This window comes from Streptomyces sp. NPDC002958, from assembly GCF_055563255.1.
Map to the genome: position 1 here is coordinate 93,832 of NZ_JBVHDS010000014.1, position 25,516 is coordinate 119,347.

Below are 25,516 nucleotides of genomic sequence, written 5' to 3' on the forward strand. Positions count from 1 at the left end.
GGGACATCCCGGGTACACGCAGCATCAGCCAATCGGAAGCACGGGAAGAGATGTCGGCACCGAACAAGTCGTACGACCCAGTCGAGGTCGAGGCACTGAAACCGGAAGAGATCGAGCGCATGCGGGACGAGGCGTTCGCCGCCTTCGGCGCCGCCGGTGACCTCGACGCGCTCGCCCAGGCGAAGACCGCGCACACCGGTAGTACCTCGCCCCTGTCGCTCGCCAACCGGGAGATCGGCGCACTGCCGCCGCAGGCCAAGGCCGAGGCGGGCAAGCGCGTGGGCCAGGCCCGCGGAGCCGTGAGCAAGGCCCTCGCCGCCCGTCAGGCGGAGCTGGAGGCCGAGCGGGACGCCCGCGTGCTGGTCGAGGAGGCGGTGGATGTCACGCTGCCCTACGACCGCGTCCCGGCCGGCGCCCGCCACCCGCTGACGACCATCATGGAGCGCGTCGCGGACGTCTTCGTGGCCATGGGCTACGAGGTCGCGGAGGGCCCCGAGGTCGAGGCGGAGTGGTTCAACTTCGACGCCCTGAACTTCGTGCCCGACCACCCGGCCCGGCAGATGCAGGACACCTTCTTCGTCCAGGGCGCCGACGGTGCCAAGAACGACGAGTCCGGTGTCGTGCTGCGGACGCACACCTCGCCGGTCCAGGCCCGCACCCTGCTCGACCGCGAGCCCCCCGTCTACGTCGTCTGCCCCGGCCGCGTCTACCGCACCGACGAGCTCGACGCGACGCACACCCCGGTCTTCCACCAGATCGAACTGCTCGCCGTCGACGAGGGCCTCACCATGGCCGACCTCAAGGGCACCCTCGACCACATGGTCCAGGCGCTCTTCGGCCCGGACATGAAGACCCGGCTCCGGCCGAACTTCTTCCCGTTCACCGAGCCGTCCGCCGAGATGGACATGGTCTGCTACGTCTGCCGCGGCGCGTCCGTCGGCAACCCGGACCGCCCCTGCCGCACCTGCGGCAGCGAGGGCTGGATCGAACTCGGCGGCTGCGGCATGGTCAACCCCAGGGTGCTCATCGCCTGCGGTGTCGACCCCCAGAAGTACAGCGGATTCGCCTTCGGGTTCGGCATCGAACGGATGCTGATGTTCCGCCACAACGTCGAAGACATGCGAGACATGGTCGAGGGTGACGTCCGGTTCACCCGGCCGTTCGGGATGGAGATCTGATGCGCGTCCCGCTTTCCTGGCTGCGGGAATACGTCGACCTGCCGGCGACGGAGACCGGCCGTGACGTACAGGCCAAGCTCGTCGCCGTCGGCCTCGAGGTCGAGACCGTCGAGCAGATCGGCGCCGGTCTCAAGGGCCCCCTGGTCGTCGGACAGGTACTGACCATCGAGGAGCTGGAGGGCTTCAAGAAGCCCATCCGCTTCTGCACGGTCGACGTCGGCGACGCCAACGGCACCGGTGAGCCGCAGGAGATCGTCTGCGGAGCCCGTAACTTCTCCGTCGGCGACAAGGTCGTCGTGGTTCTCCCGGGCGCCGTCCTGCCCGGCGACTTCGCGATCGCCGCACGCAAGACGTACGGCAAGACCTCGCACGGCATGATCTGCTCCACCGACGAGCTCGGCATGGGCGACGACGGCACACACGGCATCATCGTGCTGCCGCCGGAGCACGAGGTCGGCACCGACGCGATCGAGCTGCTCCAGCTCGTCGACGAGGTGCTCGACATCGCCGTCACGCCGGACCGCGGCTACTGCCTGTCCATGCGCGGCGTCGCCCGCGAGACCGCCATCGCGTACGGGCTGCCGCTGCGCGACCCGGCCCTCCTCGACGTGCCCGCGCCGAACGCGTTCGGCTACCCGGTCAAGGTCGCCGACCCGATCGGCTGCGACAGGTTCACCGCGCGCACCGTCGTGGGCCTGCGGTCCGAGGCACGTTCCCCGATCTGGCTGCAGCGCAGGCTGCAGAAGGCCGGGATGCGCCCGATCTCGCTCGCCGTCGACATCACCAACTACGTGATGCTGGAGCTCGGCCAGCCGCTGCACGCCTACGACCGCACCCGCATCGACGGGCCGATCGGGGTGCGCCGCGCCCAGCAGGGCGAGAAGCTCACCACCCTCGACGGCACGGTCCGCGTCCTGGACGCCGAGGACCTGGTCATCACCGACAATCGCGGGCCGATCGGCCTCGCGGGCGTCATGGGCGGTGCCAACACCGAGATCGCTGACGTCCAGGAGGGTGTGCACACCACCACCGAGGTCGTCATCGAGGCCGCGCACTTCGACGCGATCTCGATCGCCCGGACCGCGCGCCGCCACAAGCTGTCCTCGGAGGCGTCCAAGCGCTTCGAGCGGGGCGCCGACCCGCAGGCCGCTGCCGCCGCCGCACAGCGCACCGTCGACCTGCTGGTGCTGCTCGCTGGCGGCACCGCCGAGGCCGGGGTCACCGAGGTCAGCACCCCGTCCGCGCCCCGCACCATCGCGATGCCCGCGAACCACCCGGACCGGGTGGCCGGTGTCGACTACGGCCGCGAGACCGTCGTACGCCGCCTCCAGGAGGTCGGCTGCGACGTCTACGGGCAGGACGAGCTGCTCGTCACCGTGCCGTCCTGGCGCCCCGACCTCAGCGAGCCCAACGACCTCGCCGAAGAGGTCATCCGCCTCGAAGGTTACGAGAACCTCCCGTCCACCCTCCCGACGCCGCCGTCCGGCCGGGGGCTCACCGACGGCCAGCGGCTTCACCGCAGGGTCGGCCGGGCGCTCGCCGGAGCCGGCTATGTCGAGGCGCTGAACTACCCGTTCATCGGCGACGCCGTGCTCGACCAGCTCGGCCTCGACACCGACGACGCCCGCCGCCGTACGGTCGAGCTCGTCAACCCGCTCTCCGACGAGGAGCCGGCGCTGCGCACCACGCTGCTGCCGGGTCTGCTCGGCGCACTGCGGCGCAACGACGGCCGCGGCAGCCACGACCTCGCGCTCTTCGAGACCGGCCTGGTCTTCCGGCCGACCGGAAGCGAGACGAAGGCCGTACGGCTGCCCGTCGACCGCCGTCCGACCGACGAGGAGATCGCCGGGCTCAACGCCGCGCTGCCGCGTCAGCCGCGCCGCGCCGCCGTCGTCCTCGCGGGCGCCCGCGAGCAGGCCGGCTGGTGGGGCAAGGGCCGCCCGGCCGACTGGGCGGACTCCATCGAGGCCGCCCGTACGATCGCCGGCGAGGCCGGTGTCGACGTGACGGTCCGCAGCGACCAGCACGCGCCGTGGCACCCGGGCCGCTGCGCCGCGCTGTACGTCACGGTGGACGGCGAGGAGACCCTCTTCGGGCACGCCGGTGAGCTGCACCCGCGCGTCATCAAGGAGCTCCACCTGCCGGAGCGCACCTGCGCCATGGAGGTCGAGCTCGACGTCCTGGAGCAGGCCGTCGACGGTGCGCTCCAGGCACCCCGGATCTCCGCCTTCCCGGTGGCGACCCAGGACGTCGCGCTGATCGTCGCCGAGAGCGTCCCCGCCGCCGAGGTGGAGCAGGCGCTGCGTGCGGGCGCGGGTGAACTCCTCGAATCGCTGCGGCTGTTCGACGTCTTCACCGGTGATCAGATCGGTGCGGGCCGCAAGTCGCTGGCGTACGCGCTGCGCTTCCGCGCGGCGGACCGCACACTGACCGTCGACGAGGCCACGGCCGCGCGCGACGCGGCGGTGGCCCTGGCGGCCGAGCGGACGGGCGCGGTGCTGCGGGGCGCGTAGCGCCTCGGCGGCACCGCGTGAAGGAGGGGCGTATCCGATCACCGGATACGCCCCTCCCGTGCTCGCCGAGCGGCACAGAACCGCTCGCGGGCGTTTCCCGCGCCGTCCGTGCCGCCACGGGGTGTCGGACAGGTCGGCGGAACGGACGGCGCGGGTGCGGGTCGTCGACTGTACGAGGGGGAGCAGACGACCCGGCCGCCTCTTGCGAGACGACTGATTCAATCGATCCGCACACCGGCGCAACAGAGCGTGCGGTGGGACGGTTCGGGCATTGCGTTCACACCCCGTGTGAATCGTGCTGCACTCGTGCTGCACTCGTGCTGCACTGGTTCGGCACGCCTCGCCGTGCCGAACCACCGGAGGGGCACATGGGGGCAACGGAGCCCAACATCCTGCTGGCGTCCCTGATCGAGGAGGCGGGCGTCTCCCGGGCGGGCCTCGCCGCGCACATCAACCGGGCAGGCCGCTCCCGCGGACTGTGCCTGCGGTACGAACACACCGCGGTGGCCCGCTGGTTGAAGGGGCAGCGCCCACGCGGCCAGGTGCCCGACCTGATCTGTGAAGTGCTCGGGAAGCGTCTGAACAGGCATCTTTCGCTGGACGACATCGGCATGGCGACCCCGGGGGCCGGCACCGTCGTGCCCGCTTCCACGCTCACCGGGTTCGTCGAGCGGGCCACCGCGCTGTGGCGCTCCGACGAGCAGCAGCGCCCGCACATACTCGCCTCGGCCGCCGTCACCGGCACCACGGCGGTTATGCCGGTCTGGGAGTGGGAGAACCCGCCCGAGGACGTCGATGTCTCCCGCAGCGGTACGACCCGCGTCGGCATGGCCGACATAGTGACCCTGCGCGCGGCACGTGCCCACTACGAACTGATGTACCGCAGGGCCGGTGGAATCGCGACCCGATCCCGCATCGTCGGCTTCCTCAACGCGGAGACCGCCCCGCTGCTGCGCGGTGGCTACAGCGATGCGACGGGGCGCCAACTGCACCGGGCGACGGGCGGGCTGGTGGCGATCGCGGGGATCTGTGCCTACGACTCCGACGCCCACGGGCTCGCCCAGCGCTACTTCCACCAGGCGCTGCGGCTGGCCAAGGCGAGCGGGGACCGGGGACTCGGCGGCTATGTGATCGCCCTGCTGGTCAACCAGTCGCTGTACCTCGCCGACTACCGGCAGTCGGTGGCCTTCGCGCAGGCGGCGCTACGGGCCGCCGGCCCGCACATCACGCCCGCACTGGCCGCCGATCTGTACGCGATGCAGGCCAAGGCGTACGCCCGCATCGGTGACGTCGGCAATGCCCTGGAGTGCATCCGGCGCGCCGAGTCGGAGGCCGGACGCATCCGGCCGGGACATGAACCGGACGAGACGGGGTACGTCCAGCCGGGCCTGGTCGATGTGCAGGTGGCCGAGGCCCTGCTCAGCCTCGGTGATCTGCCGGGGGCCAGGGAACACGCGGCAACGGCCGTACGGACCCCGGCGCACGACCGGGGCCGGGTGCACCGGCTGGCCATGCTGACCCATATCGAGCTGCGCCAGGGCGAGGCGGACCGGGCGGCGGCCACGGCCGTGGAGATGGCGGAGCGGGCCAGGGGCATGGAGTCGCAGCGGCTGCGCGACCGGCTGCGTGCGGTGCGCGAGGAGCTGATCGCGAGCGGCTGCGCCGACGCGGGGCGGGCCGCCGAACTGATCGACGGGGCGTTGCGCGTACCGCTGTGAGCTCCGGGGCCGGCCGCGGGGTTGCCCCGGCCGGCCCCGTACGAGCACGAGAGACGGTCAGGAGTACGGATAGAAACCCGAGCCCGTCTTGCGGCCGAGTCGGCCCGCGTCCACCATCCGCTGGAGCAACGGGGGAGCGGCGTACAGCGGCTCCTTGAACTCCGCGTACATCGAGTCGGCGACCGAGGCCACGGTGTCCAGACCGATCAGGTCGGAGAGCTTGAGCGGGCCCATCGGGTGGGCGCAGCCGAGCTCCATGCCGTTGTCGATGTCCTCACGACTGGCGATCCCCGACTCGAACATCCGGATCGCGGAGAGCAGATACGGGATCAGCAGCGCGTTGACGACGAAGCCGGAGCGGTCCTGGGCGCGGATCGGGTGCTTGCCGAGGACGTCCTCCACCAGGGCCTCGGCGCGCGTCACCGTGGCGTCGGACGTCGTCAGTGCCGGGATCAGCTCGACGAGCTTCTGCACCGGTGCCGGGTTGAAGAAGTGGATGCCGATGACCTGGTCCGGGCGAGAGGTCGCCACGGCCAGCTTCACCAGCGGGATGGAGGAGGTGTTCGAGGCGAGGATCGCGTCCTGCCGGGTCACCACCTGGTCGAGCACCTGGAAGATCTCGGTCTTTACCTGCTCGTTCTCCACGACGGCCTCGATGACGAGATCGCGGTCGGCGAACTCTCCGAGGTCGGTGGTGAAGCTCAGTCGAGCCAGTGTCTCGTCGCGCTCCTGAGGAGTGATCTTGCCGCGCTCGGCGGCCTTCGAGAGGGAGTTGTGCAGCCGGGTGCGGCCGATCTCCAGCGCCTCGCCGGTGGTCTCGGCCACCATGACCTCGAGACCGCTGCGGGCGCACACTTCCGCGATGCCCGCGCCCATTTGGCCACAGCCCACCACTCCGACGCGTGCAATGTCGGCCATAGAGTCCGTCACCTCATGCCTTTCGCTGTTCTCCGTGTCGCAGGTTCCCGTCTGATTCCGGTGCCCGCCTCGACCCCCCGACGTTACTCCGCGACCTACGGGTCATCGCGGGCCGGGGCGGGCATGCTCTGCGTTACGCCCGGATACCGGGGCGACGGACGAGGACAGAGAAACGGCAGGTGCAAAGAAATGCGGCAAATGGCCAGAAGAGGCTTTGTGGCGGGTGCGGCCGGGGTGGTCGCGGCCGTGGTGAGCACCATCACCACGGCCGGTGATGCCGTCGCGGCCCCGTCCCGGCAGGCCGGCACCGGGGCGGCGGTCCCAGCGCCGCGCGAGGGCGGTCACCACGTCGCGCGGCGCGAGCTGCGCGGTATGTGGGTCGCCACCGTCGCCAACATCGACTGGCCCTCGGCGCCCGGCCTGACGGCGGCCGCGCAGCAGGCCGAGCTGATCGCGTACCTCGACGAGGCCGTCGACCGGCGGCTGAACGCCGTGATCCTCCAGGTCCGCCCGACCGCCGATGCGCTGTGGCCTTCGCCCTACGAACCGTGGGCCCAGTACCTGACCGGGGTCCAGGGCAAGGACCCCGGCTGGGATCCGCTGGGCACCGCCGTCAGCGAGGCGCACCGCCGCGGTCTGGAGCTGCATGCCTGGTTCAACCCGTACCGGGTCGCCAACCACACCGACCCGTCCCGGTTGGTCGCCACCCACCCCGCCCGGCTGCACCCCGAATGGGTTCTGCCGTACGGCGGAAAGCTCTACTACAACCCCGGAATTCCCGAGGTCCGCCGCTTCGTCCAGGACGCGATGCTCGACGCGGTCCGCCGCTACGACATCGACGCCGTGCACTGGGACGACTACTTCTACCCGTACCCGGTGGCCGGGCAGGTCTTCGACGACGACGCCACGTACGCGAAATACGGCGCCGGCTTCCCGGACAAGGCCGCCTGGCGGCGCGACAACACCGACAAGCTGGTGCGCGAGATGGCCGAGCGGATCAAGGGGATCAAAAAGAACGTCCAGTTCGGGATCAGCCCGTTCGGTGTGTGGCGCAACGCCGCGACCGACCCGCTCGGCTCCGACACGAAGGCGGGTGTGCAGACCTACGACGATCTGCATGCCGACACCCGCGGCTGGGTCAGGAAGGGCTGGATCGACTACATCTGCCCGCAGATCTACTGGAACATCGGCTTCGCGGCCGCCGACTACGCCAAGCTGCTGCCCTGGTGGGACAAGGTCGTACGGGGCACGGGCGTCGATCTGTTCGTGGGCGAGGCGCTCTACAAGGCCGGTGACCCGGCGCAGCCCACCGCTTGGCAGGACCCGGCCGAACTCTCCCGCCACCTCGACTTCGCCGCCGACTACGACCAGGTGCGCGGCCATGTCTACTTCTCCGGCAAGGACGTGGTCACGGACCGGATCGGAACCATGGCCCGGGTGGTGGCCGACCACTATCGCAACAGGGTGCGTCCACCCCGCTGACAGCAGAAGCGAAGTGGACGCATCGGGTGGGTGGGCGGGCCGTCAGGTATTGATCGGCCCGCCCAGGGCCCGGGGGCGCGAAGAGCAGTGCCGTCCGCCGGAGGCCGCTACGAGGTCTCCGGCGCCTGCTTCCGGACGTGGGTGTGCTGTACGACGCTGTCGGGACCGGGCGAAATCAGGTGTTCGTGTCCGTCCTCGAAGCGGACGCGGTACGGGGGAGTGCCCCCGGCCCCGAGCACTTCGATGATCTCTGCGACCCGGTCGTGCTGTCCCACGGTCCTGCCGTGCGTCAGCAGCCGGTCGCCCGCGTGTGCCTCCATCGGGAGTGACCTCCTCACGGGTGCGGTCCTTGTCGACAAGTCTATGACCGAAAAGCGACTTCGCCCGGTGAAAGGTGCGGGCTTCTCACGCCGGACGCCGCGCGTGCCCCGCCCGCTGGGTGGCCGCGATGCAGACGAGCACCGCGACGGCCGCCACCGGCGCCGCCGTCGAGACCTCCTCGCCGAGCAGCAAGAACGACCACCCCGGGGTCAGCAACGGCTGCGCGAGCTGAAGCCGGCCGGCGCGCGGCTCCTGCGGGCTCGCCGACCCGGAGGCCGATCTCGCCCTGGGCTACGTGTGAACCGGATGGGCCCCCGGATCTCCGACGATCCGCGCAAGACGGCCCTGATCGAGGCGGTGTACGGGACACTGTGACCGGTCGGCACGCGAAGGCCGGCACCGGATGACCGGCGTCGGCCCCCGCCGCGCATACCCCGGACGGGCCGCTTCCCTCAGGCCTCCTGGTCCGAGTCGGTGGCGATGAGCGTGAGGGCCTCGGTGATGCCCGTCTCGGCGGTCGCCTTGTCGATGCCGAGGTCCGTGAGCACACCCGCGCCGTCCTCCTGCTCCAGCAGGGCGAGCAGGATGTGTTCCGTGCCGACGTAGTTGTGGCCCATCCGCAGGGCCTCCCGGAACGTCAGCTCCAGTGCCTTGCGGGCCCCGGCGTCGAACGGGATGAGGTCCGGCAGTTCGTCGACCGCGGCCGGCAGAGCCTCGGTCGCGGCCTGACGGACGGCCTCCAGTGCCACGCCCTGGGACTTGATGAACGCGGGGCCCAGGGCCTCCGGCTCGGCGAGCAGTCCCAGCACCAGGTGCTCGGTGCGCACCTCGTTGTTACCCGCCGCGCGGGCCTCGTTCTGCGCGGTCATCACGACGTTCCTGGCCCGCTCGGTGAAGCGGCCGAACCCTTGGCTGGGGTCCAGGTCCGAGGGCTCGCCGGGGTCCTTGGAGACGAACCGTTTCTGGGCCGCCTGCCTGGTCACCCCCATGCTCTTCCCGATCTCCGTCCAGGAAGCGCCCGAGCGCCGGGCCTGGTCCACGAAGTGCCCGATCAGATGGTCGGCCACATCGCCGAGGTGGTCCGCGGCGATGACCGCGTCGGAGAGCTGGTCGAGGGCGTCGGTGTGGACCTTCTTGATGGCCTCGATCAGGTCGTCGAGGCGTACGGGATTGGTTGGGCGTACAGGTTTCACCATGTGTCAACTGTAGGTTGACACGCCTCCACTGTCAACCATCAGTTGACAGTGGAGGCCGCGAAACCCGTGCCACCGGTGCGGGATCACCAGAGCGCCGTACAGAACACGCACGCCTCCCAATGGGCCGGCGCGCACAGGACGTGGTGCCGCACGCACGAGGCCATGGCGGCTTCCTCCGGGCCGGGAAAGGGGAAGCCGCCGCTCGGCCGCTCCACGTCGGCCGGATCGAACGCCTCGACCATCTCCCGGTACTGCCGCAGGAAGCCTTCGGCGAAGGGTGGCTCGTAGTCCAGTTCGTCCCACCGGTGCCTGCGCAGCGCGAGATCGAGCACCCGCAGGACGAAGTCCTTCGCCGCGGCCTGCTCGTGCGGGGAGCGGCCCCAGTCGACGTCCTCCAGACCGAACCCGACCACCCCGCGCCCGATGACGTTCTGGTCCTGCAAGGTCAGCAGAGTGGCGAAGCGGTGCTCCCAGACGCTCTCGGCGAGGTCGGACACGGCCAGCATGAGCACATCGACGAAGACGTCCGTGCTCCCGTTGGACATGGACAGACTGCGGCCCCCGCCGTGAAAGACGTTCCCCATCCGAGCACCGTACCGAGCGGAATCGCGCCGCCGCTCGGCCGGTCGGCCGTGGCCGTCCCTCTCCGCCGGGAACGACGCAGCGCGCCCCCGACGGAGACCGTCGGGGGCGCGCTCGTTCAGCGGTTGCGGGTCAGAGGACGCCGCTGTCCGCGATCGTGATCTTCGCTGAGGGGCGGCCGCTCTGCGAGCCGAGGGCCTCGATCTTCTTGACCAGGTCCATGCTCTCCTGGTTGTCGACCTCGCCGAACACCACGTGCTTGCCGTCCAGCCACGACGTCACGATGGTCGTGATGAAGAACTGCGAGCCGTTGGAGTTGGGGCCGCTGTTGGCCATGGACAGCAGGCCGGGCTTGGTGTGTGCGAGCTTGAAGTTCTCGTCCGCGAACTTCGCGCCGTAGATGCTCTTGCCACCCGTGCCGTTGCCCTGGGTGAAGTCGCCGCCCTGCAGCATGAAGTCGGGGATGATCCGGTGGAAGGACGATCCCTTGTAGCCGAAGCCCTTCTCGCCGGTCGCCAGCGCGCGGAAGTTCTCCGCGGTCTTGGGAACGACGTCGTCGAACAGTTTGAACGTGATCCGCCCAGCGGGCTCGTCATTGATGGTTATGTCGAAGTAAACCTTGCTCGTCATGGAACCATCCTGACATCGATGCGCTCCGCGCCGACGGGCGGGCATGGTGCCGAACCCGGCGCCGTGGCAGGAGTGGTCACCGCGGCGCCCACTCCCGCTGTCCTGCACATCGACGACTGGTTAGCCTGAAGAAGGGGTGCGCAGGCTCAGGGAGGTCCGACGTGACTGTTGAGGCCAATGCGAGCACCGGGACGTTCGGTGCATTCGACGCATCCCCGGGTGTCGGCGCGCCCCGCTATCTGCCGGTTTCCGAGCACGGCCTGATCGGCGATCTGCGCAGCGCGGCGCTGGTGGACACCAACGGCACCATCGACTGGTACTGCTGCCCGCGCTTCGACGCACCCAGTGTCTTCGCCTCGATCCTCGACGCCGACCGTGGTGGGTACTTCGAGCTGGCGGCGGATGCGCCGACGCGTACCAAGCAGTTCTACTTCCCCGACACCAATGTGCTGATCACCCGCTTCTTCGCGGAGGACGGGGTCGGCGAGGTCCAGGATTTCATGCCGGTACTCGACGATTCGCGCGAGGCCGACCGGCACCGTCTGATTCGCCGCGTGGTGTGCGTCCGCGGATCGCTGCCGTTCCGCGCCCGTGTGGCCCCCCGTTTCGAGTACGGGGCGCAGCCGCACACCGTGCACGCACAGCATGGCCAGGCGGTCTTCGAATCGCCCTCACTCACTCTCGCGCTGACGTCGAGTATGCCGCTCGAGGTCGCCGGCCAGGACGTATGGGCGCTGTTCAAGGTGCACGAGGGCGAGTCCGCGGTCTTCGCCCTCGACCGGGTCGGCGGCGACGTGGCACCTCGCTTCTGCGCGCTGTCCGAGGCGGAGCAGCAGTTCAATGCCACCGTGGGGTACTGGCGGCGCTGGTTGTCCCGGTCGCGGTACCGCGGTCGCTGGCGGGAGATGGTGCACCGCTCAGCCCTCACCCTGAAGCTGCTCACGTACGCCCCGACCGGCGCCATCATCGCCGCGCCGACCACCAGCCTGCCCGAACGCATTGGGGGTGAGCGCAACTGGGACTACCGCTACGTATGGATCCGTGACGCAGCGTTCTGTGTCTATGCGCTGCTGCGGCTCGGCTTCACCGAGGAGGCCGAGGCCTTCATGGGTTTTCTTTCCGAGCATGTCCCACTCGAAGTGACCGAGGCGACCGGTCCGCTGCAGATCATGTACGGCATCGACGGGCGCCGTGAGCTGCCCGAGCGCGAGCTGACTCATCTCGAGGGGTACCGGGGCTCGGCCCCAGTACGCGTCGGCAATGATGCCGTCGACCAGTTGCAGCTGGACATCTACGGGGCGCTCATCGACGCCCTCTACCTCTACGACAAGTGGGGGCAGCCCATCTCCAGTGCGCACTGGGACAGCATCAGCGAGGTGGTCGACTGGTTGTGCGACCACTGGGACCAGCCCGACGAGGGGATCTGGGAGACGCGCAGCGGGCGCAAGAACTTCCTCTACTCGCGATTGATGTGCTGGGTGGCCGTCGAGCGCGCCATGCGGCTGGCCCAGCATCGCGGCCTGCCCGTCGACATCGTGCGGTGGGGGCGGGCCCGGGATGCGATCTACCGCCGGATCATGCGCCATGGCTGGTCCGACGAGCGGCACGCCTTCGTCCAGTACGAGGACGGCCACGTCCTCGATGCGTCCCTGCTGATGATGCCGCTGGCGAAGTTCGTCTCCCCGACCGACCCGAAGTGGCTCGCCACGCTGGACGCGCTGGGCGAGGACCTGGTGTCCGACTCGCTGGTCTACCGCTACGACCCGCAGGGCAGCCCGGACGGGCTGCGGGGCGATGAGGGCACGTTCTCGATCTGCTCGTTCTGGTACGTCGAGGCGCTGGCCCGCGCCGGCCGCCTGGACGAGGCCCGACTCGCGTTCGAGAAGATGCTCACGTACGCCAATCACCTCGGTCTGTATGCGGAGGAGATCGGCCACACCGGGGAGCAGGCCGGGAATTTCCCTCAGGCCTTCACCCACCTGGCGCTGATCAGCGCGGCCTTCGGTCTCGATCGCGCGCTCGGCTAGGGCGTGAGTTCAGGGCCCGGCGCCATGGCGTGGATGCCTTTGCATAAAAGTGCATTACTGCGTATAGTCATGCCATCGACGAGGAGGATTTCGATGGTGGTACGTGCAGCAGTGGCAGGGGCGAGTGGCTATGCCGGTGGGGAGCTGCTCCGTCTCCTGCTGGTCCACCCCGAGGTCGAGATCGGGGCCCTCACCGCCAACTCCAACGCGGGGCAGAAGCTCGGTGCGCTGCAGCCGCATCTGCGGCCGCTTGCCGACCGGGTGCTGCAGCCGACGACGCCCGAGGTCCTCGCCGGGCATGATGTCGTCTTCCTCGCCCTTCCGCACGGGCAGTCCGCCGCCGTCGCCGAGCAGCTCGGTGACGAAGTGCTCGTGGTCGACATGGGAGCCGACTTCCGGCTCCGGGACGCAGCGGACTGGGAGAAGTTCTACGGTTCGCCGCACGCCGGGACCTGGCCCTACGGTCTGCCCGAACTTCCGGGCGGGCGACCGGCGTTGGCGGCGTCCAAGCGCATCGCAGTGCCCGGCTGTTACCCGACCGCCGTCTCTCTCGCGCTCTTCCCGGCGTACGCGGCCCACCTGGCCGAGCCCGAGGCCGTGATCGTCGCCGCGTCCGGTACCTCCGGGGCGGGCAAGGCGGCCAAGCCGCATCTGCTCGGCTCCGAGGTGATGGGCAACATGTCGCCGTACGGCGTCGGCGGGGTCCACCGGCACACCCCCGAGATGATCCAGAACCTCAGCGCCGCGGCCGGTGAACCGGTCACGGTCTCCTTCACGCCGACCCTGGCACCGATGCCCCGCGGCATCCTTGCCACGTGCAGCGCGAAGGCGAAGGCGGGTGTGAGCGCCGAGTCCGTCCGTGACGCGTACGAGAAGGCGTTCGCCGACGAGCCGTTCGTCGATCTGCTCCCCGAGGGGCAGTGGCCCGCCACCGCTTCGGTCCACGGCTCCAATGCCGTACAGATCCAGGTCGCGTACGACGAGGCTGCGGGCCGGATCATCGTCATCAGCGCAATTGACAACCTCGCCAAGGGCACCGCCGGCGGCGCCCTCCAGAGCATGAACATCGCCCTCGGAATTCCCGAGGACACAGGTCTTTCCACGATCGGAGTCGCACCGTGAGTGTCACGGCAGCACAGGGATTCTCCGCGGCGGGCATCGCCGCGGGAATCAAGGAGAGCGGTAACCCGGACCTGGCCCTCGTGGTCAACAACGGTCCGCGTCACGCCGCCGCGGGCGTCTTCACCTCCAACCGCGTCAAGGCCGCCCCCGTCCTCTGGTCGGAGCAGGTGCTCAAGGGCGGCGCGGTCAGCGCCGTCGTGCTCAACTCCGGTGGCGCCAACGCCTGTACGGGCCCGCAGGGCTTCCAGGACACCCACGCCACCGCCGAGAAGGCCGCCGAGGTGCTCACCGGTCACAGCGCCGGCGAGATCGCGGTCGCATCGACCGGGCTGATCGGCACCCTGCTTCCGATGGACAAGCTGCTGCCCGGCATCGAGCAGGCCGCCGCCGCCCTCAGCGAGCACGGCGGCGAGAAGGCCGCGATCGCGATCAAGACCACCGACACGGTCCACAAGACCGCCGTCGCGGGCGGCGAGGGGTGGACCGTCGGCGGGATGGCCAAGGGCGCCGGCATGCTCGCCCCGGGCCTCGCCACCATGCTGGTCGTCCTCACCACCGACGCCGATGTGGACGCCCCGGCACTGGACATTGCGCTGCGCGCCGCCACCCGCACCACCTTCGACCGGATCGACTCCGACGGCTGTATGTCGACCAACGACACCGTTTTGCTGCTGGCCTCCGGTGCGAGTGGCATCACCCCGGAACAGGACGAGTTCGCCGAGGCCGTACGGACCGTCTGCGCCGACCTCGCCCGGCAGCTCATCGGTGACGCCGAGGGCGCCTCCAAGGACATCCGGATCGAGGTCATCAACGCCGCGACCGAGGACGACGCCGTCGAGGTGGGCCGGTCCATCGCCCGTAACAACCTCCTCAAGTGCGCCATCCACGGCGAGGACCCCAACTGGGGCCGGGTCCTCTCCGCGATCGGCACGACAAAGGCCGCCTTCGAACCGGACCAGCTGAATGTCGCCATCAACGGCGTATGGGTCTGCAAGAACGGCAGTGTCGGTGAGGACCGCGACCTGGTCGACATGCGCTACCGGGAAGTGAAGATCACCGCCGACCTGGCCACCGGCACCGAGTCCGCCGTCATCTGGGCCAACGACCTCACCGCGGACTACGTCCACGAGAACAGCGCGTACAGCTCATGACCACGGCGCGGAAGCACACCGCACTTCCGAAGGCACAGATTCTCATCGAGGCGCTGCCCTGGCTGACCCGGCACAACGGCAAGACCGTCGTCATCAAGTTCGGCGGCAACGCCATGATCGACGAGGAGCTCAAGGCGGCCTTCGCCCAGGACGTCGTCTTCCTGCGGCAGGCCGGCCTCAAGCCCGTCGTCGTGCACGGCGGCGGCCCGCAGATCAGCGCCCAGCTCGACAAGCAGGGCCTGGTCAGCGAGTTCAAGGCCGGTCTGCGCGTCACCACGCCCGAGGCGATGGACGTCGTACGGATGGTGCTGGCCGGACAGGTCCAGCGCGAGCTCGTCGGCCTGCTCAACCAGCACGGCCCGCTCGCCGTCGGCATGACCGGCGAGGACGCCCACACCATCACCGCCACCCAGCACCGGCCGACCATCGACGGCGAACTCGTCGACATCGGCCGGGTCGGCGAGATCACCGCCATCGACACCGGGGCGATCCAGGCGCTGCTGGACGACGGCCGGATCCCGGTCATCTCCTCCATCGCACGCTCCGCCGACGACAACCACGTCTACAACGTCAACGCCGACACCGCGGCCGCCGCCCTCGCCGCCGCGCTGAACGCCGAGACGCTGATGGTCCTCACCGACGTCGAGGGCCTCTACGAGGACTGGCCGAGCAGCGACGACGTGATCAGCCGCCTCACCGCCACCGAGCTGGAGAAGCTGCTTCCCGAGCTGTCCAGCGGCATGGTCCCGAAGATGCAGGGCTGCCTGCACGCCGTACGCAACGGCGTCGAGACCGCCCGTGTCATCGACGGCCGGGTCCAGCACTCGATCCTGCTGGAGATCTTCACCGACGAAGGAATCGGCACGATGGTCGTGCCCGACGCACAGGGGGAGTCATGAGCAACCGGGAGCTCTCGCAGCGCTGGAGCCACGCGCTGATGGACAACTACGGCACCCCCCAGCTGTCCCTCGTCCGCGGCGAAGGCGCCCATGTGTGGGACGCCGACGGCACCGAGTACCTCGACTTCGTCGGCGGTATCGCGGTGAACGCCCTGGGCCACGCCCACCCCGCCGTCGTCGAGGCCGTCTCCACCCAGATCGCCTCGCTCGGCCATGTCTCCAACCTCTTCATCGCACCGCCGCCCGTCGCCCTCGCCGAACGGCTGCTGCAGCTCTTCGGTCGCGACGGCCGGGTCTGCTTCGCCAACTCGGGCGCTGAGGCCAATGAGGCGGCCTTCAAGATCGGCCGGCTGACCGGACGGACCCACATGGTCGCCACCGACGGCGGCTTTCACGGCCGGACCATGGGCGCACTCGCGCTGACCGGCCAGCCCAAGAAGCGCGAGCCCTTCGAACCGCTGCCCGGCGATGTCACACATGTCCCGTACGGGGATGCCCAGGCGCTGCGGGCCGCCGTGACCACCGACACCGCGCTGGTGATCATCGAGCCCATCCAGGGCGAGAACGGTGTGGTCGTGCCGCCCAAGGGCTATCTGGAGGCCGCCCGGGAGATCACCCGGGCCACCGGCACCCTGCTCGTCCTCGACGAGGTGCAGACCGGTATCGGCCGCTGCGGCCACTGGTTCGAGCACCAGGCCCACCAGGGCGTCGAGCCCGACATCGTCACCCTCGCCAAGGGCCTCGGCGGCGGACTGCCGATCGGTGCGGCCGTCGCGTTCGGCCCGACGGCCGATCTGCTGAAGCCGGGCCAGCACGGCACGACGTTCGGCGGCAACCCGATCGCCTGCGCCGCCGGTCTCGCCGTCCTGGACACCCTGGCGGCCGATGGCGCCCTGGACCGGGTGAAGCGGCTCGGCGAGAAGATCCGGGACGGCGTGGAGGGGCTGGGGCACCCTCTGGTCTCCCATGTCCGCGGCTCCGGACTGCTGCTGGGTATCGTGCTCACCGAGCCCCTCGCACCTCAGGTGCAACAGGCGGCTCAGGGAGCCGGAATCCTGGTGAACGCACCCGCCCCCGATGTCCTGCGGCTCATGCCGCCGCTGATCATCGGCGACACGGAGGTGGACGCGTTCCTCCAGGCGCTGCCCGGCGCTCTCGACGCGGTAAATGGGGACGGACGATCCGGAGAATGAGGCGACGACGATGACCGAGGCGCAGGAGACCGAGCACGGCGGGCCGTCCGTGCCGCAGACCCGCACCGCACGCCACCGCCGGATCGTGGACATCCTGAACCGGCAGCCGGTGCGCTCGCAGAGCCAGCTGGCCAAACTCCTCGCCGACGACGGGCTGAGCGTCACCCAGGCGACGCTCTCCCGCGACCTCGACGAGCTGGGCGCGGTGAAGATCCGTAACACCGGCGGCGAGCTGATCTACGCGGTGCCCAGCGAGGGCGGATTCCGCACTCCGCAGGCACCGTTGGGCGGGTCCGCGAAGGAGGAGCGGATGCGGCGCCTCTCGGCCGAGCTGCTCATCTCGGCGGAGGCCTCGGCCAACCTCGTGGTGCTGCGTACGCCTCCGGGCGCGGCCCAGTTTCTCGCCTCGGCCATCGACCAGGCCGAACTGCACGACATCCTGGGCACCATCGCGGGTGACGACACACTGATGCTGATCAGCCGCGACCCGGCGGGCGGCCGGGCGCTCGCCGAGCACCTGCTGCGACTGGCCCAGAACGAGCGCTGAACGGCCGGGGCACCCCGCGTCCGTCAGTAGCGCGTGATCGCGGTCGGGCCCGAACGGGTCCCGATCGCGATGTGCGTGGTGCTGGTGCCCTGTTTGCGCGACGCCCCCTCCGCCAGGCCATTCGCCCCGAACCCGGCGGGCGCGGACCCGCCATTCACCCGGACGCCCCGGCGCAGATTCCACCAGGTGACGGTGCCCGTGGTGGAGCCTGCGGTCGGGGCCTCGGCCGTGATCAGTCGGGTACCGCCTCCGGTGTCGGCCAGCCGTCCCGGGGAAGTCGGCGCCGCGGCAGGCCGGGCCGCGACCGAGCCCGCCAGCGCGAGCAGTACCGAACCGAGTACCGGAGATCTGCGCATGTCCCGGACGTCAGACGCTCCGCCCGGCCCTCACCCCCGGTTCTGCTCCGTACGGCTCAATCACTGTCCATGCGCGGCATGGCCGGCAGCGGAAGCGGCAGGCCCGGCAGCCCGTCGATGCTCGTCGCCACGTGCTCCTTCTTCTCGAAATAGACACCGAGCGAAGCGTCGTCCTCGCGTGCGAAACGCTGGGCGTGCAGTGGCCGGTCCGCGTCGTACGACATGAACGGCACCGCGTAGCCGCAGGTGTCCCGGATCAGTTCGGCCCTCACCACGATGACGGCGCGCAGCCCGTGGAGGCCGGGGTCCACGTCCGGGAAGTGGGCCAGCAGGGGTACGAACCGCGGATCGTCACGGAAGACCGGCTCGCCGCGACCGTGCACCCGCACGATGTTCGGCGGCCCCTGGAAGGCGCACCACATCAGCGTGATACGGCCGTTCTCGCGGAGGTGGGCGACGGTCTCGGCGTTGCTGCCCGCGAAGTCCAGGTAGGCCACGGTCAGTTCGTCTATGACGGCGAAGGAGCCGGTGACCCCCTTCGGGGAGAGATTGACCGTGCCGTAGCCGTCCAGGGGCGCGGTCGCCGTGAAGAACATGTGCTGCTCTTCGATGAAGGTCCTGATCCGTCCGTCGATGCGTTCATACGTTTTGCCCATGACGGTCATTGTCGTCTTCGGCTCCGGGGAGCGGTGAGAGGGGTCCGCGCCCGTCCGCACCGGTCCGGCCGGGCCACCGCGATCACGCCCGCGCCTCTCGGCCCGCCTGCGGGTCGGGCATCGCCGCACTCGCCCGCGGCCTCGCGACCTCGCCGCCCATGCACCGCCCCTGCGGCACCGCTCGCCTACACCTTTGACAAATCATACGGAGGACTGCATAGTTATACCCATCAGTGATTGCACCGTAAGGAGAAACCCGTGACCGAGCGCGTCGTACTCGCCTACTCGGGCGGCCTGGACACCTCCGTCGCCATCGGCTGGATCGCCGAGGAGACGGGCGCCGAGGTCATCGCCGTCGCCGTGGATGTCGGCCAGGGCGGCGAGGACCTGGACGTCATTCGTAAGCGCGCTCTCGCCTGCGGTGCCGTCGAAGCCGAGGTCGCGGACGCCAAGGACGAGTTCGCCGAGGAGTACTGCCTCCCGGCGATCAAGGCCAACGCCCTCTACATGGACCGCTACCCGCTGGTGTCGGCCCTGTCCCGGCCGACCATCGTCAAGCACCTCGTCGCCGCCGCCAACAAGCACAACGCCGGCATCGTCGCCCACGGCTGCACCGGCAAGGGCAACGACCAGGTCCGCTTCGAGGCCGGCATCTCCGCGCTCGGCCCCGACCTGAAGTGCATCGCCCCGGTCCGTGACTACGCGATGACCCGGGACAAGGCGATCGCCTTCTGCGAGGAGAAGAACCTCCCGATCGCGACCACCAAGAAGTCCCCGTACTCCATCGACCAGAACGTCTTCGGGCGTGCCGTCGAGACGGGCTTCCTGGAGGACATCTGGAACGCGCCGATCGAGGACATCTACGAGTACACCGAGAACCCCGCCACCCCGCGCGAGGCCGACGAGGTCGTCATCTCCTTCAAGGAGGGCGTGCCCGTAGCCATCGACGGCAAGCCCGTCACCGTCCTCCAGGCGATCCAGCAGCTCAATCAGCGGGCCGGCGCCCAGGGCATCGGCCGGATCGACATGGTCGAGGACCGTCTCGTCGGCATCAAGTCCCGCGAGGTGTACGAGGCCCCGGGCGCGATCGCACTGATCACCGCCCACCAGGAGCTGGAGAACGTCACCGTCGAGCGCGAGCTGGCCCGTTACAAGCGGCAGGTCGAGCAGCGCTGGGGCGAGCTGGTCTACGACGGCCTGTGGTTCTCGCCGCTCAAGCGCGCTCTGGACGGCTTCATCAACGAGGCCAACCAGCACGTCACCGGTGACATCCGGATGACCATGCACGCGGGCCGCGCAGTAGTCACCGGCCGGAAGTCCGAGCAGTCCCTCTACGACTTCAATCTCGCCACCTACGACTCGGGCGACACGTTCGACCAGTCCAAGGCGCAGGGCTTCATCGAGATCTTCGGCCTCTCGTCGAAGATCGCCGCGAAGCGTGACCTGTCCTGACCTCCAGCAGTCACGTCACCGCCTCCCCGACCCTCCGCGCGGGGAGGCGGTCGCACATCCACCCCCTTGTTCTTCCGAGGAGCACGCAGTGAGCAACGGCAACAGCGACGTACGCCTCTGGGGCGCCCGCTTCGCAGACGGTCCGGCCGAGGCGCTGGCCAAGCTGTCCGCCTCCGTCCACTTCGACTGGCGGCTCGCGCCGTACGACATCGCCGGCTCCCGCGCGCACGCGCGCGTACTGAACAAGGCCGGCCTGCTCAGCGAGGACGAGCTGAACCGCATGATCGCCGGTCTCGACCAGCTCGAGGCCGATGTCGCCGACGGTACGTTCACCGGCACCGTCGCCGACGAGGACGTGCACACTGCGCTGGAGCGCGGCCTGCTGGAACGCCTCGGCCCGGACCTCGGCGGCAAGCTGCGCGCCGGCCGGTCCCGCAACGACCAGATCGCCACGCTCTTCCGGATGTACCTGCGCGACCACGCCCGCGTCATCGGCGGTCTGATCGCCGAGCTCCAGGGTGCCCTGGTCGGCCTTGCCGAGGCACACCCGGACGTCGCGATGCCCGGTCGTACGCACCTTCAGCACGCCCAGCCGGTGCTCTTCGCCCACCATGTCCTTGCCCATGTGCAGTCCCTCTCCCGGGACGCCGAGCGGCTGCGCCAGTGGGACGAGCGCACCGCCGTCTCCCCGTACGGCTCGGGCGCACTGGCCGGGTCGTCCCTCGGGCTCGACCCGGAGGCGGTCGCCGCCGACCTCGGCTTCGAGCACGGCTCCGCCGCCAACTCCATCGACGGCACGGCCTCACGCGACTTCGCGGCCGAGTTCGCGTTCATCACGGCGATGATCGGCGTGAACCTCTCCCGGATCGCGGAGGAGGTCATCATCTGGAACACGAAGGAGTTCTCCTTCGTCACCCTGCACGACGCCTTCTCCACCGGCTCCTCGATCATGCCGCAGAAGAAGAACCCGGACATCGCCGAGCTCGCCCGCGGCAAGTCCGGCCGGCTGATCGGGAACCTGACGGGCCTGATGGCCACGTTGAAGGCGCTTCCGCTGGCGTACAACCGTGACCTCCAGGAGGACAAGGAGCCGGTCTTCGACTCCTGTGACCAGCTCGAAGTCCTGCTGCCCGCCTTCACCGGCATGATGGCCACGCTCACCGTCAACCGTGAGCGCATGGAGGAGCTGGCCCCGGCCGGCTTCTCGCTCGCCACCGACATCGCCGAGTGGCTGGTCAAGCAGGGAGTGCCCTTCCGCGTCGCGCACGAGGTCGCGGGCGCGTGCGTCAAGGAGTGCGAGAAGCACGACATCGAGCTCGACGAGCTCACCGACGAGCAGTTCGCGAAGATCTCCGAGCACCTCACCGCCGAGGTCCGCACCGTCCTCGACGTGGCCGGTGCGCTCGCGTCCCGCAGCGGACGCGGCGGTACGGCACCGTCGGCCGTAGCCGTCCAGCTCGCCGAGGTGAAGGCCGACCTCGCCGTCCAGCAGGCGTGGGCCACCGCGAAGAACTGACGGCGCCGAAGGCGACGACTTCGAGGCGGGGAGCAGCCGTACGCTCCCCGCCTTCCGGTTTCCCGGAGCTGGGTTACGTTGACGGGGAGCGCACTCGACGAGGAGCCCACGATGCCTTTCGCCCGGCTGGCCACAGCGACGACTCCGACCGCCCACATCGGGCTCGGCCTGGCAGCGGTCGGCAGGCCCGGCTACATCAACCTCCACCGCGACCGCGATCTGCCCGGGGACCGCAGCGTCGAGGCGCTGCGCGAGCGCACCCACGAGCTGCTCGAAGCCGCCTACGCGCAGGGCGTCCGGTACTTCGACGCGGCCCGCTCCTATGGCCGTTCGGAGGAGTTCCTGGCCGACTGGCTGGCGTCGCGCCCGGACGTGCGCGATGTCGTCATCGGCAGCAAGTGGGGCTACACCTACACCGCCGACTGGAACGTCGAAGCCGAGGCGCACGAGGTCAAGGACCACAGCCTCGCCACGTATCTGCGCCAGCGCGCCGAGACCGACGCGCTGCTCGGCGACCGGCTCGACCTCTACCAGATCCACTCGGTCACCGCCGACAGCCCGGCCCTCACCGACAAGGAGCTGCACGCACGGCTCGCCGCACTCGCCGCGGAAGGGGTCAGCGTCGGCCTCTCCACCACCGGACCCGGCCAGGCCGACGCCATCCGGGCCGCCCTCACCGTCACGGTCGACGGCGAGCCGCTCTTCCGTACGGTCCAGGCCACCTACAACGCCCTGGAGACCTCGGCCGGAGCCGCGCTCGCCGAGGCCCACGACGCCGGACTCACCGTGATCGTCAAGGAAGCCATGGCCAACGGCCGGCTCGCGGGAACGGATGCCCCGGCCGTGGTCCAGGAGATCGCCACCGAGGTCGGTCTGGGCAGTGACGCGGTCGCCCTGGCGCTCGTACTGCACCAGCCGTGGGCCGGTGTGGTGCTCTCCGGCGCGGCGACCGTCACCCAGCTCGCAGGAAACCTGCACGCGGCCGTCGTCGACCTCGACGAGGAGCGGCGCGCCCGGCTCGACCAGTTCGTGGAGGAGCCGGAGGCGTACTGGCGGCACCGCGCCGCGCTGCCGTGGAGTTGATCGGCCCGTCGGGCCCCGGGGCGGCGCAGGTGCTGCGCTCACGCCGATCCCGCCGTGAGCAGCACCTCGACACACGGGCGCCCGAGGCTCACGCTCGGTGTCCGTGATCAACGACCCGGCGCCCCCCGAACTCGATCTGACCGTCCTCAAGGACCGACGCGGGCGGACGGCGGCCACCGACCCGGGCGGGCGGCCGTACGGCGGGCTCAGCGTCCGCCGTCCCGGCGTCCGTCCGCCCACTCGGCAAGGGCCTCGAAATCGGTCGGCAGCAGTCCGATCCGCGGGTCGATCCACAGGAGCAGCGTCTCGGCCGCCCCCTGCTCCAGGACCCATTCCCGGTCCTGCTCGGCGATCTCGTCGTCGATCCAGGCGAACGGCCGACCGGCCGCGTACTCCACGATGTACTGCGTCTTCCAGTACGTACCGTCCGGCGCGCTGCCGTGCATCGACGGCCAGTCGACGTACGGCAGCGGGGGCAGCCCGAGACGCGGCCCGATCCATTTGTTGGCCTGGCCCTTCCAGGTCGTCGCCCAGACCAGTTCATAACGGCCGGCGAGGGCCAGCAGCGCCTGCCCGTGGTCCGGGTTGAGCAGGACGGGCAGCGGCGGCCCGTAGTCCCACCCCGTCGGCCGCATCAGATGCATCGCATAGCCGTCCGGGACCCGGCGGCGCACCATCGCCGCGTACGGATTGAGCGGACCGTCGATGTCGATCAGCAGCAACGGCTTCATGTCGACATGGTCCTCCCTCCCTTCTACGGAAGGCGACGCCATTTCAATGAGACATTCATGTCTCATATGGGTTATGTTCGTCTCATGACTCTCGACCGTGAGCAGGTGCTCCGCAGCGCTGCCGCTCTGCTGACCCGTAAATCGACCGCCACCATGGACGAGGTCGCCAAAGCCGCAGGCATCGGACGCGCCACCCTGCACCGGCACTTCGCCGGACGGGATGCCCTGGTCAAAGCGTTGGAGGACCTGGGAATCCAGGAGTACGAAGCGGCTATGGACGCCGCCGCGCTCGACGAGGGCACCTCCGAGGAGGCGCTGCGCCGATTCGTCGCGGCCGTCGAGCCGAGCGCCGGACTCCTCTCCTTCCTCGTCACCGAGAACCAGCTCTTCGAGGGCGACGAGGTGAACGAGGGCTGGAACCGGCTCGACGCCCGAGTCTCCGCCTTCTTCCGGCGCGGCCAGGAGCGCGGCGAATTCAGGATCGACCTCACCCCCGCCTGGCTGACCGAGGCCCTCTACGGGCTCGTCTCCAGCGGCGCCTGGGCCGTCCAGGCAGGCCGGGTCGCCGGGCAGGACTTCCCCTACATGGTCGTCGAGTTGCTGCTCGGCGGTGCACGCCGGAGCGTCGAGCGATGAGCATTCTCGAACAGCGTGCGGAAACCTCCCATGAGCTGCGCCGTCCCGGGCGGTGGATCGCCCTGGCCGTTCTCGTCCTCGCCGTGCTGCTCGTGGCCGTGGACGCCACCGTCCTCGGCCTCGCCACCCCCTTCCTCACCGAGGACCTGAAGCCGTCCGGCACCCAACTGCTCTGGATCGGCGACGTCTACTCCTTCGTCATCGCCGGGCTCCTGGTCTCCATGGGCAGCCTCGGCGACCGCATCGGCCGCAAGAAGCTGCTGCTGACCGGTGCCGTCGCCTTCGGCGCGGTCTCCGTGCTCAACGCCTACGCGAGCACCCCCGAGATGATGATCCTGGCGCGGGCGCTGCTCGGTGTCGCGGGCGCCACCCTGATGCCGTCCACGCTCGCCCTGATCCGCAACCTCTTCCACGATCCGCGCGAGCGCAGCCTCGCCATCGGTATCTGGGGAGCCATGGCCTCCGCGGGTGCGGCCGTCGGCCCCGTCGTCGGCGGGTTCCTCCTGGAGCACTTCTGGTGGGGCTCGGTCTTCCTGATCAATCTGCCGGTCATGGCTGTCCTGGTGGTCGTCGGCGCCAAGATGATCCCCGAGTCGAAGAATCCGGCACCGGGCCCCTGGGACCTGGTCAGCGTGGCGCTCTCCTTCATCGGTGTGATCGGCGTCGTATACGCCGTCAAGGAGCTGGCCGCGCACGGTACGAGCTGGGAAGTCGCTCTCGTGGGTCTCGCCGGCCTGGCCGCGCTCTGCTGGTTCGTACGCAGACAACTCACGCTCCCCGCACCCCTGCTGGACATGCGGCTCTTCCACCACCGGGGCTTCTCGGGTGCGGTTCTCGCCGATCTGCTGACCATCCTCGGCCTGTCCGGGCTGGTCTTCTTCCTCTCCCAGTTCCTGCAACTGGTACAGGGACGCGGGCCGCTGGAGGCCGGGCTCGCCGAACTGCCCGCAGCCGTCGGTGCGGTCACCGCGGGTCTCCTCGCGGGCCTGGCAGCCCGTCGCTACTCCGTACGGTCGGTGGTGTCCGGCGGTCTCGGGGCGATCGGCCTGGCGCTCGCCGCGGTCACCCTGATCCACAAGGAGACCCCCTATCCGCTGATCGGCGCGGTGCTGCTGGTCGTCGGTGTCGGTGCGGGCTTCGCCTTCACCGTCACCTCCGATGTGATCCTCTCCAGCGTTCCGAAGGAGCAGGCGGGCTCCGCGGGTGCGGTTTCCGAGACGGCGTACGAACTCGGCGCGGCCCTCGGCATCGCCCTGCTCGGCTCCGTCGTCACCGGCGTATACCAGGGCTTCGCCATCCCGAAGGGCGTCCCGTCCGCCAACGCCGCCGCGGCCCATGAATCACTGGGCGGCGCCGTCGAAGCGGCCCACGGCCTGCCGACGCAGCAGGCGAACGCGCTGGTCTCCGCGGCGCAGGAGTCGTTCGTCGACGGGCTGCGGCTCGCCGCGGGTGTCGGCGCGGCGGTTCTGCTGGCGACGGCCGTCGCCGCCTGGTTCCTGTTGCGCGGTCAGAAGCTGGAGGACGGCATCGCGCACCAGTAGGTCCTGCCGCGCCTTGGGCCGTACGAGTCGTGATGACATACGGCATGGCCCGTACCGCCGACCGGGGT

At 69.9% G+C, this 25,516-nt stretch carries 22 protein-coding genes and 3 pseudogenes; 16 read left to right on the top strand and 9 right to left on the bottom strand.

Annotated elements, in window-relative coordinates; translation table 11 throughout:
* Positions 1 to 50 precede the first annotated feature (50 nt).
* The 3 genes from pheS to ACZ3IC_RS23180 all read left to right on the top strand — a co-directional run bounded on the left by pheS (position 51) and on the right by ACZ3IC_RS23180 (position 5,409).
* A complete protein-coding gene (pheS, locus tag ACZ3IC_RS23170) occupies positions 51 to 1,178 on the top strand; it encodes a phenylalanine--tRNA ligase subunit alpha (RefSeq protein ID WP_467418709.1) in 1,128 nt (375 codons plus the stop codon).
* Positions 1,178 to 3,691 carry a phenylalanine--tRNA ligase subunit beta gene (gene pheT, locus ACZ3IC_RS23175; RefSeq protein ID WP_467418710.1) on the top strand — a complete coding sequence of 838 codons (2,514 nt, stop codon included), beginning with the start codon at positions 1,178 to 1,180 and terminating at the stop codon, positions 3,689 to 3,691. Before pheS ends, pheT begins: the two co-directional genes overlap by 1 nt.
* Positions 3,692 to 4,059: 368 nt before the next feature.
* Complete coding sequence (locus tag ACZ3IC_RS23180; protein ID WP_467418712.1) at positions 4,060 to 5,409, top strand: transcriptional regulator; 1,350 nt, start codon at positions 4,060 to 4,062, stop codon at positions 5,407 to 5,409.
* A 57-nt stretch (positions 5,410 to 5,466) separates the two neighbouring features.
* Here ACZ3IC_RS23180 and ACZ3IC_RS23185 read toward each other — a convergent pair whose 3' ends face one another.
* Positions 5,467 to 6,327 carry a 3-hydroxybutyryl-CoA dehydrogenase gene (locus ACZ3IC_RS23185; protein WP_467418714.1) on the bottom strand — a complete coding sequence of 287 codons (861 nt, stop codon included), beginning with the start codon at positions 6,325 to 6,327 and terminating at the stop codon, positions 5,467 to 5,469.
* A gap of 189 nt (positions 6,328 to 6,516) precedes the next feature.
* On the opposite strand from ACZ3IC_RS23185, the gene ACZ3IC_RS23190 reads away from it, so the two are divergent.
* A complete protein-coding gene (locus ACZ3IC_RS23190) occupies positions 6,517 to 7,809 on the top strand; it encodes a glycoside hydrolase family 10-like protein (RefSeq protein ID WP_467418715.1) in 1,293 nt (430 codons plus the stop codon).
* A 107-nt stretch (positions 7,810 to 7,916) separates the two neighbouring features.
* On the opposite strand, the gene ACZ3IC_RS23195 is transcribed toward ACZ3IC_RS23190, so the two are convergent.
* Entirely contained in the window at positions 7,917 to 8,129 is a 213-nt protein-coding gene (locus tag ACZ3IC_RS23195; protein ID WP_467418793.1) for a DUF1918 domain-containing protein, read from the bottom strand.
* An 85-nt stretch (positions 8,130 to 8,214) separates the two neighbouring features.
* Positions 8,215 to 8,376: pseudogene (locus ACZ3IC_RS23200) on the bottom strand (EamA family transporter); the annotation flags it as partial.
* 1 nt (position 8,377) lies between these two features.
* Between ACZ3IC_RS23200 and ACZ3IC_RS23205 the strand changes: the two are divergent.
* Positions 8,378 to 8,505: pseudogene (locus tag ACZ3IC_RS23205) on the top strand (EstA family serine hydrolase); the annotation flags it as partial.
* Between the two features lie 77 nt (positions 8,506 to 8,582).
* Here ACZ3IC_RS23205 and ACZ3IC_RS23210 read toward each other — a convergent pair.
* The 3 genes from ACZ3IC_RS23210 to ACZ3IC_RS23220 form a co-directional block, all read right to left on the bottom strand.
* Complete coding sequence (locus tag ACZ3IC_RS23210; protein WP_467418717.1) at positions 8,583 to 9,326, bottom strand: Clp protease N-terminal domain-containing protein; 744 nt, start codon at positions 9,324 to 9,326, stop codon at positions 8,583 to 8,585.
* 83 nt (positions 9,327 to 9,409) lie between these two features.
* Positions 9,410 to 9,910 carry a hypothetical protein gene (locus tag ACZ3IC_RS23215; RefSeq protein WP_467418719.1) on the bottom strand — a complete coding sequence of 167 codons (501 nt, stop codon included), beginning with the start codon at positions 9,908 to 9,910 and terminating at the stop codon, positions 9,410 to 9,412.
* A 130-nt stretch (positions 9,911 to 10,040) separates the two neighbouring features.
* Positions 10,041 to 10,538 carry a peptidylprolyl isomerase gene (locus tag ACZ3IC_RS23220; RefSeq protein WP_467418720.1) on the bottom strand — a complete coding sequence of 166 codons (498 nt, stop codon included), beginning with the start codon at positions 10,536 to 10,538 and terminating at the stop codon, positions 10,041 to 10,043.
* Between the two features lie 161 nt (positions 10,539 to 10,699).
* Between ACZ3IC_RS23220 and ACZ3IC_RS23225 the strand changes: the two genes are divergently transcribed.
* The 6 genes from ACZ3IC_RS23225 (at position 10,700) to ACZ3IC_RS23250 (ending at position 17,477) form a co-directional block, all read left to right on the top strand.
* On the top strand, positions 10,700 to 12,565 hold the full coding sequence (locus ACZ3IC_RS23225) for a glycoside hydrolase family 15 protein (RefSeq protein ID WP_467418722.1): 1,866 nt from the start codon (positions 10,700 to 10,702) through the stop codon (positions 12,563 to 12,565).
* A 93-nt stretch (positions 12,566 to 12,658) separates the two neighbouring features.
* Complete coding sequence (gene argC / locus ACZ3IC_RS23230) at positions 12,659 to 13,687, top strand: N-acetyl-gamma-glutamyl-phosphate reductase (protein ID WP_467418723.1); 1,029 nt, start codon at positions 12,659 to 12,661, stop codon at positions 13,685 to 13,687.
* A complete protein-coding gene (gene argJ, locus ACZ3IC_RS23235; protein ID WP_467418724.1) occupies positions 13,684 to 14,838 on the top strand; it encodes a bifunctional glutamate N-acetyltransferase/amino-acid acetyltransferase ArgJ in 1,155 nt (384 codons plus the stop codon). The genes argC and argJ overlap by 4 nt, the downstream gene beginning before the upstream one ends.
* Entirely contained in the window at positions 14,835 to 15,737 is a 903-nt protein-coding gene (gene argB / locus ACZ3IC_RS23240; RefSeq protein ID WP_467418726.1) for an acetylglutamate kinase, read from the top strand. Before argJ ends, argB begins: the two co-directional genes overlap by 4 nt.
* On the top strand, positions 15,734 to 16,930 hold the full coding sequence (locus ACZ3IC_RS23245; protein WP_467418728.1) for an acetylornithine transaminase: 1,197 nt from the start codon (positions 15,734 to 15,736) through the stop codon (positions 16,928 to 16,930). Before argB ends, ACZ3IC_RS23245 begins: the two co-directional genes overlap by 4 nt.
* A 10-nt stretch (positions 16,931 to 16,940) precedes the next feature.
* On the top strand, positions 16,941 to 17,477 hold the full coding sequence (locus ACZ3IC_RS23250; protein WP_467418729.1) for an arginine repressor: 537 nt from the start codon (positions 16,941 to 16,943) through the stop codon (positions 17,475 to 17,477).
* A gap of 74 nt (positions 17,478 to 17,551) precedes the next feature.
* Here ACZ3IC_RS23250 and ACZ3IC_RS23255 read toward each other — a convergent pair.
* Both ACZ3IC_RS23255 and ACZ3IC_RS23260 read right to left on the bottom strand, forming a co-directional pair.
* Positions 17,552 to 17,833, bottom strand: a pseudogene (locus tag ACZ3IC_RS23255) (hypothetical protein); the annotation flags it as partial.
* Positions 17,834 to 17,889: 56 nt separating this feature from the next.
* Positions 17,890 to 18,489 carry a pyridoxamine 5'-phosphate oxidase family protein gene (locus tag ACZ3IC_RS23260; protein WP_467418731.1) on the bottom strand — a complete coding sequence of 200 codons (600 nt, stop codon included), beginning with the start codon at positions 18,487 to 18,489 and terminating at the stop codon, positions 17,890 to 17,892.
* 258 nt (positions 18,490 to 18,747) lie between these two features.
* Between ACZ3IC_RS23260 and ACZ3IC_RS23265 the strand changes: the two genes are divergently transcribed.
* The 3 genes from ACZ3IC_RS23265 (at position 18,748) to ACZ3IC_RS23275 (ending at position 22,540) form a co-directional block, all read left to right on the top strand.
* Positions 18,748 to 19,941 (top strand): argininosuccinate synthase, encoded by a 1,194-nt coding sequence (locus ACZ3IC_RS23265; protein ID WP_467418733.1) that lies wholly within the window; start codon positions 18,748 to 18,750, stop codon positions 19,939 to 19,941.
* An 88-nt stretch (positions 19,942 to 20,029) separates the two neighbouring features.
* On the top strand, positions 20,030 to 21,457 hold the full coding sequence (argH, locus tag ACZ3IC_RS23270) for an argininosuccinate lyase (RefSeq protein ID WP_467418735.1): 1,428 nt from the start codon (positions 20,030 to 20,032) through the stop codon (positions 21,455 to 21,457).
* Between the two features lie 111 nt (positions 21,458 to 21,568).
* Positions 21,569 to 22,540 (top strand): aldo/keto reductase, encoded by a 972-nt coding sequence (locus ACZ3IC_RS23275; RefSeq protein WP_467418737.1) that lies wholly within the window; start codon positions 21,569 to 21,571, stop codon positions 22,538 to 22,540.
* Between the two features lie 206 nt (positions 22,541 to 22,746).
* Here the strand turns inward: ACZ3IC_RS23275 and ACZ3IC_RS23280 are convergent, their stop codons facing one another.
* A complete protein-coding gene (locus ACZ3IC_RS23280) occupies positions 22,747 to 23,271 on the bottom strand; it encodes a hypothetical protein (protein ID WP_467418738.1) in 525 nt (174 codons plus the stop codon).
* A gap of 84 nt (positions 23,272 to 23,355) precedes the next feature.
* Here ACZ3IC_RS23280 and ACZ3IC_RS23285 point away from each other — a divergent pair, with 84 nt between their 5' ends.
* Entirely contained in the window at positions 23,356 to 23,907 is a 552-nt protein-coding gene (locus ACZ3IC_RS23285; RefSeq protein WP_467418740.1) for a TetR/AcrR family transcriptional regulator, read from the top strand.
* Positions 23,904 to 25,448, top strand: coding sequence for an MFS transporter (locus tag ACZ3IC_RS23290; RefSeq protein WP_467418742.1), 1,545 nt, complete (start codon positions 23,904 to 23,906; stop codon positions 25,446 to 25,448). The genes ACZ3IC_RS23285 and ACZ3IC_RS23290 overlap by 4 nt, the downstream gene beginning before the upstream one ends.
* The last annotated feature ends 68 nt before the right edge of the window (positions 25,449 to 25,516 follow it).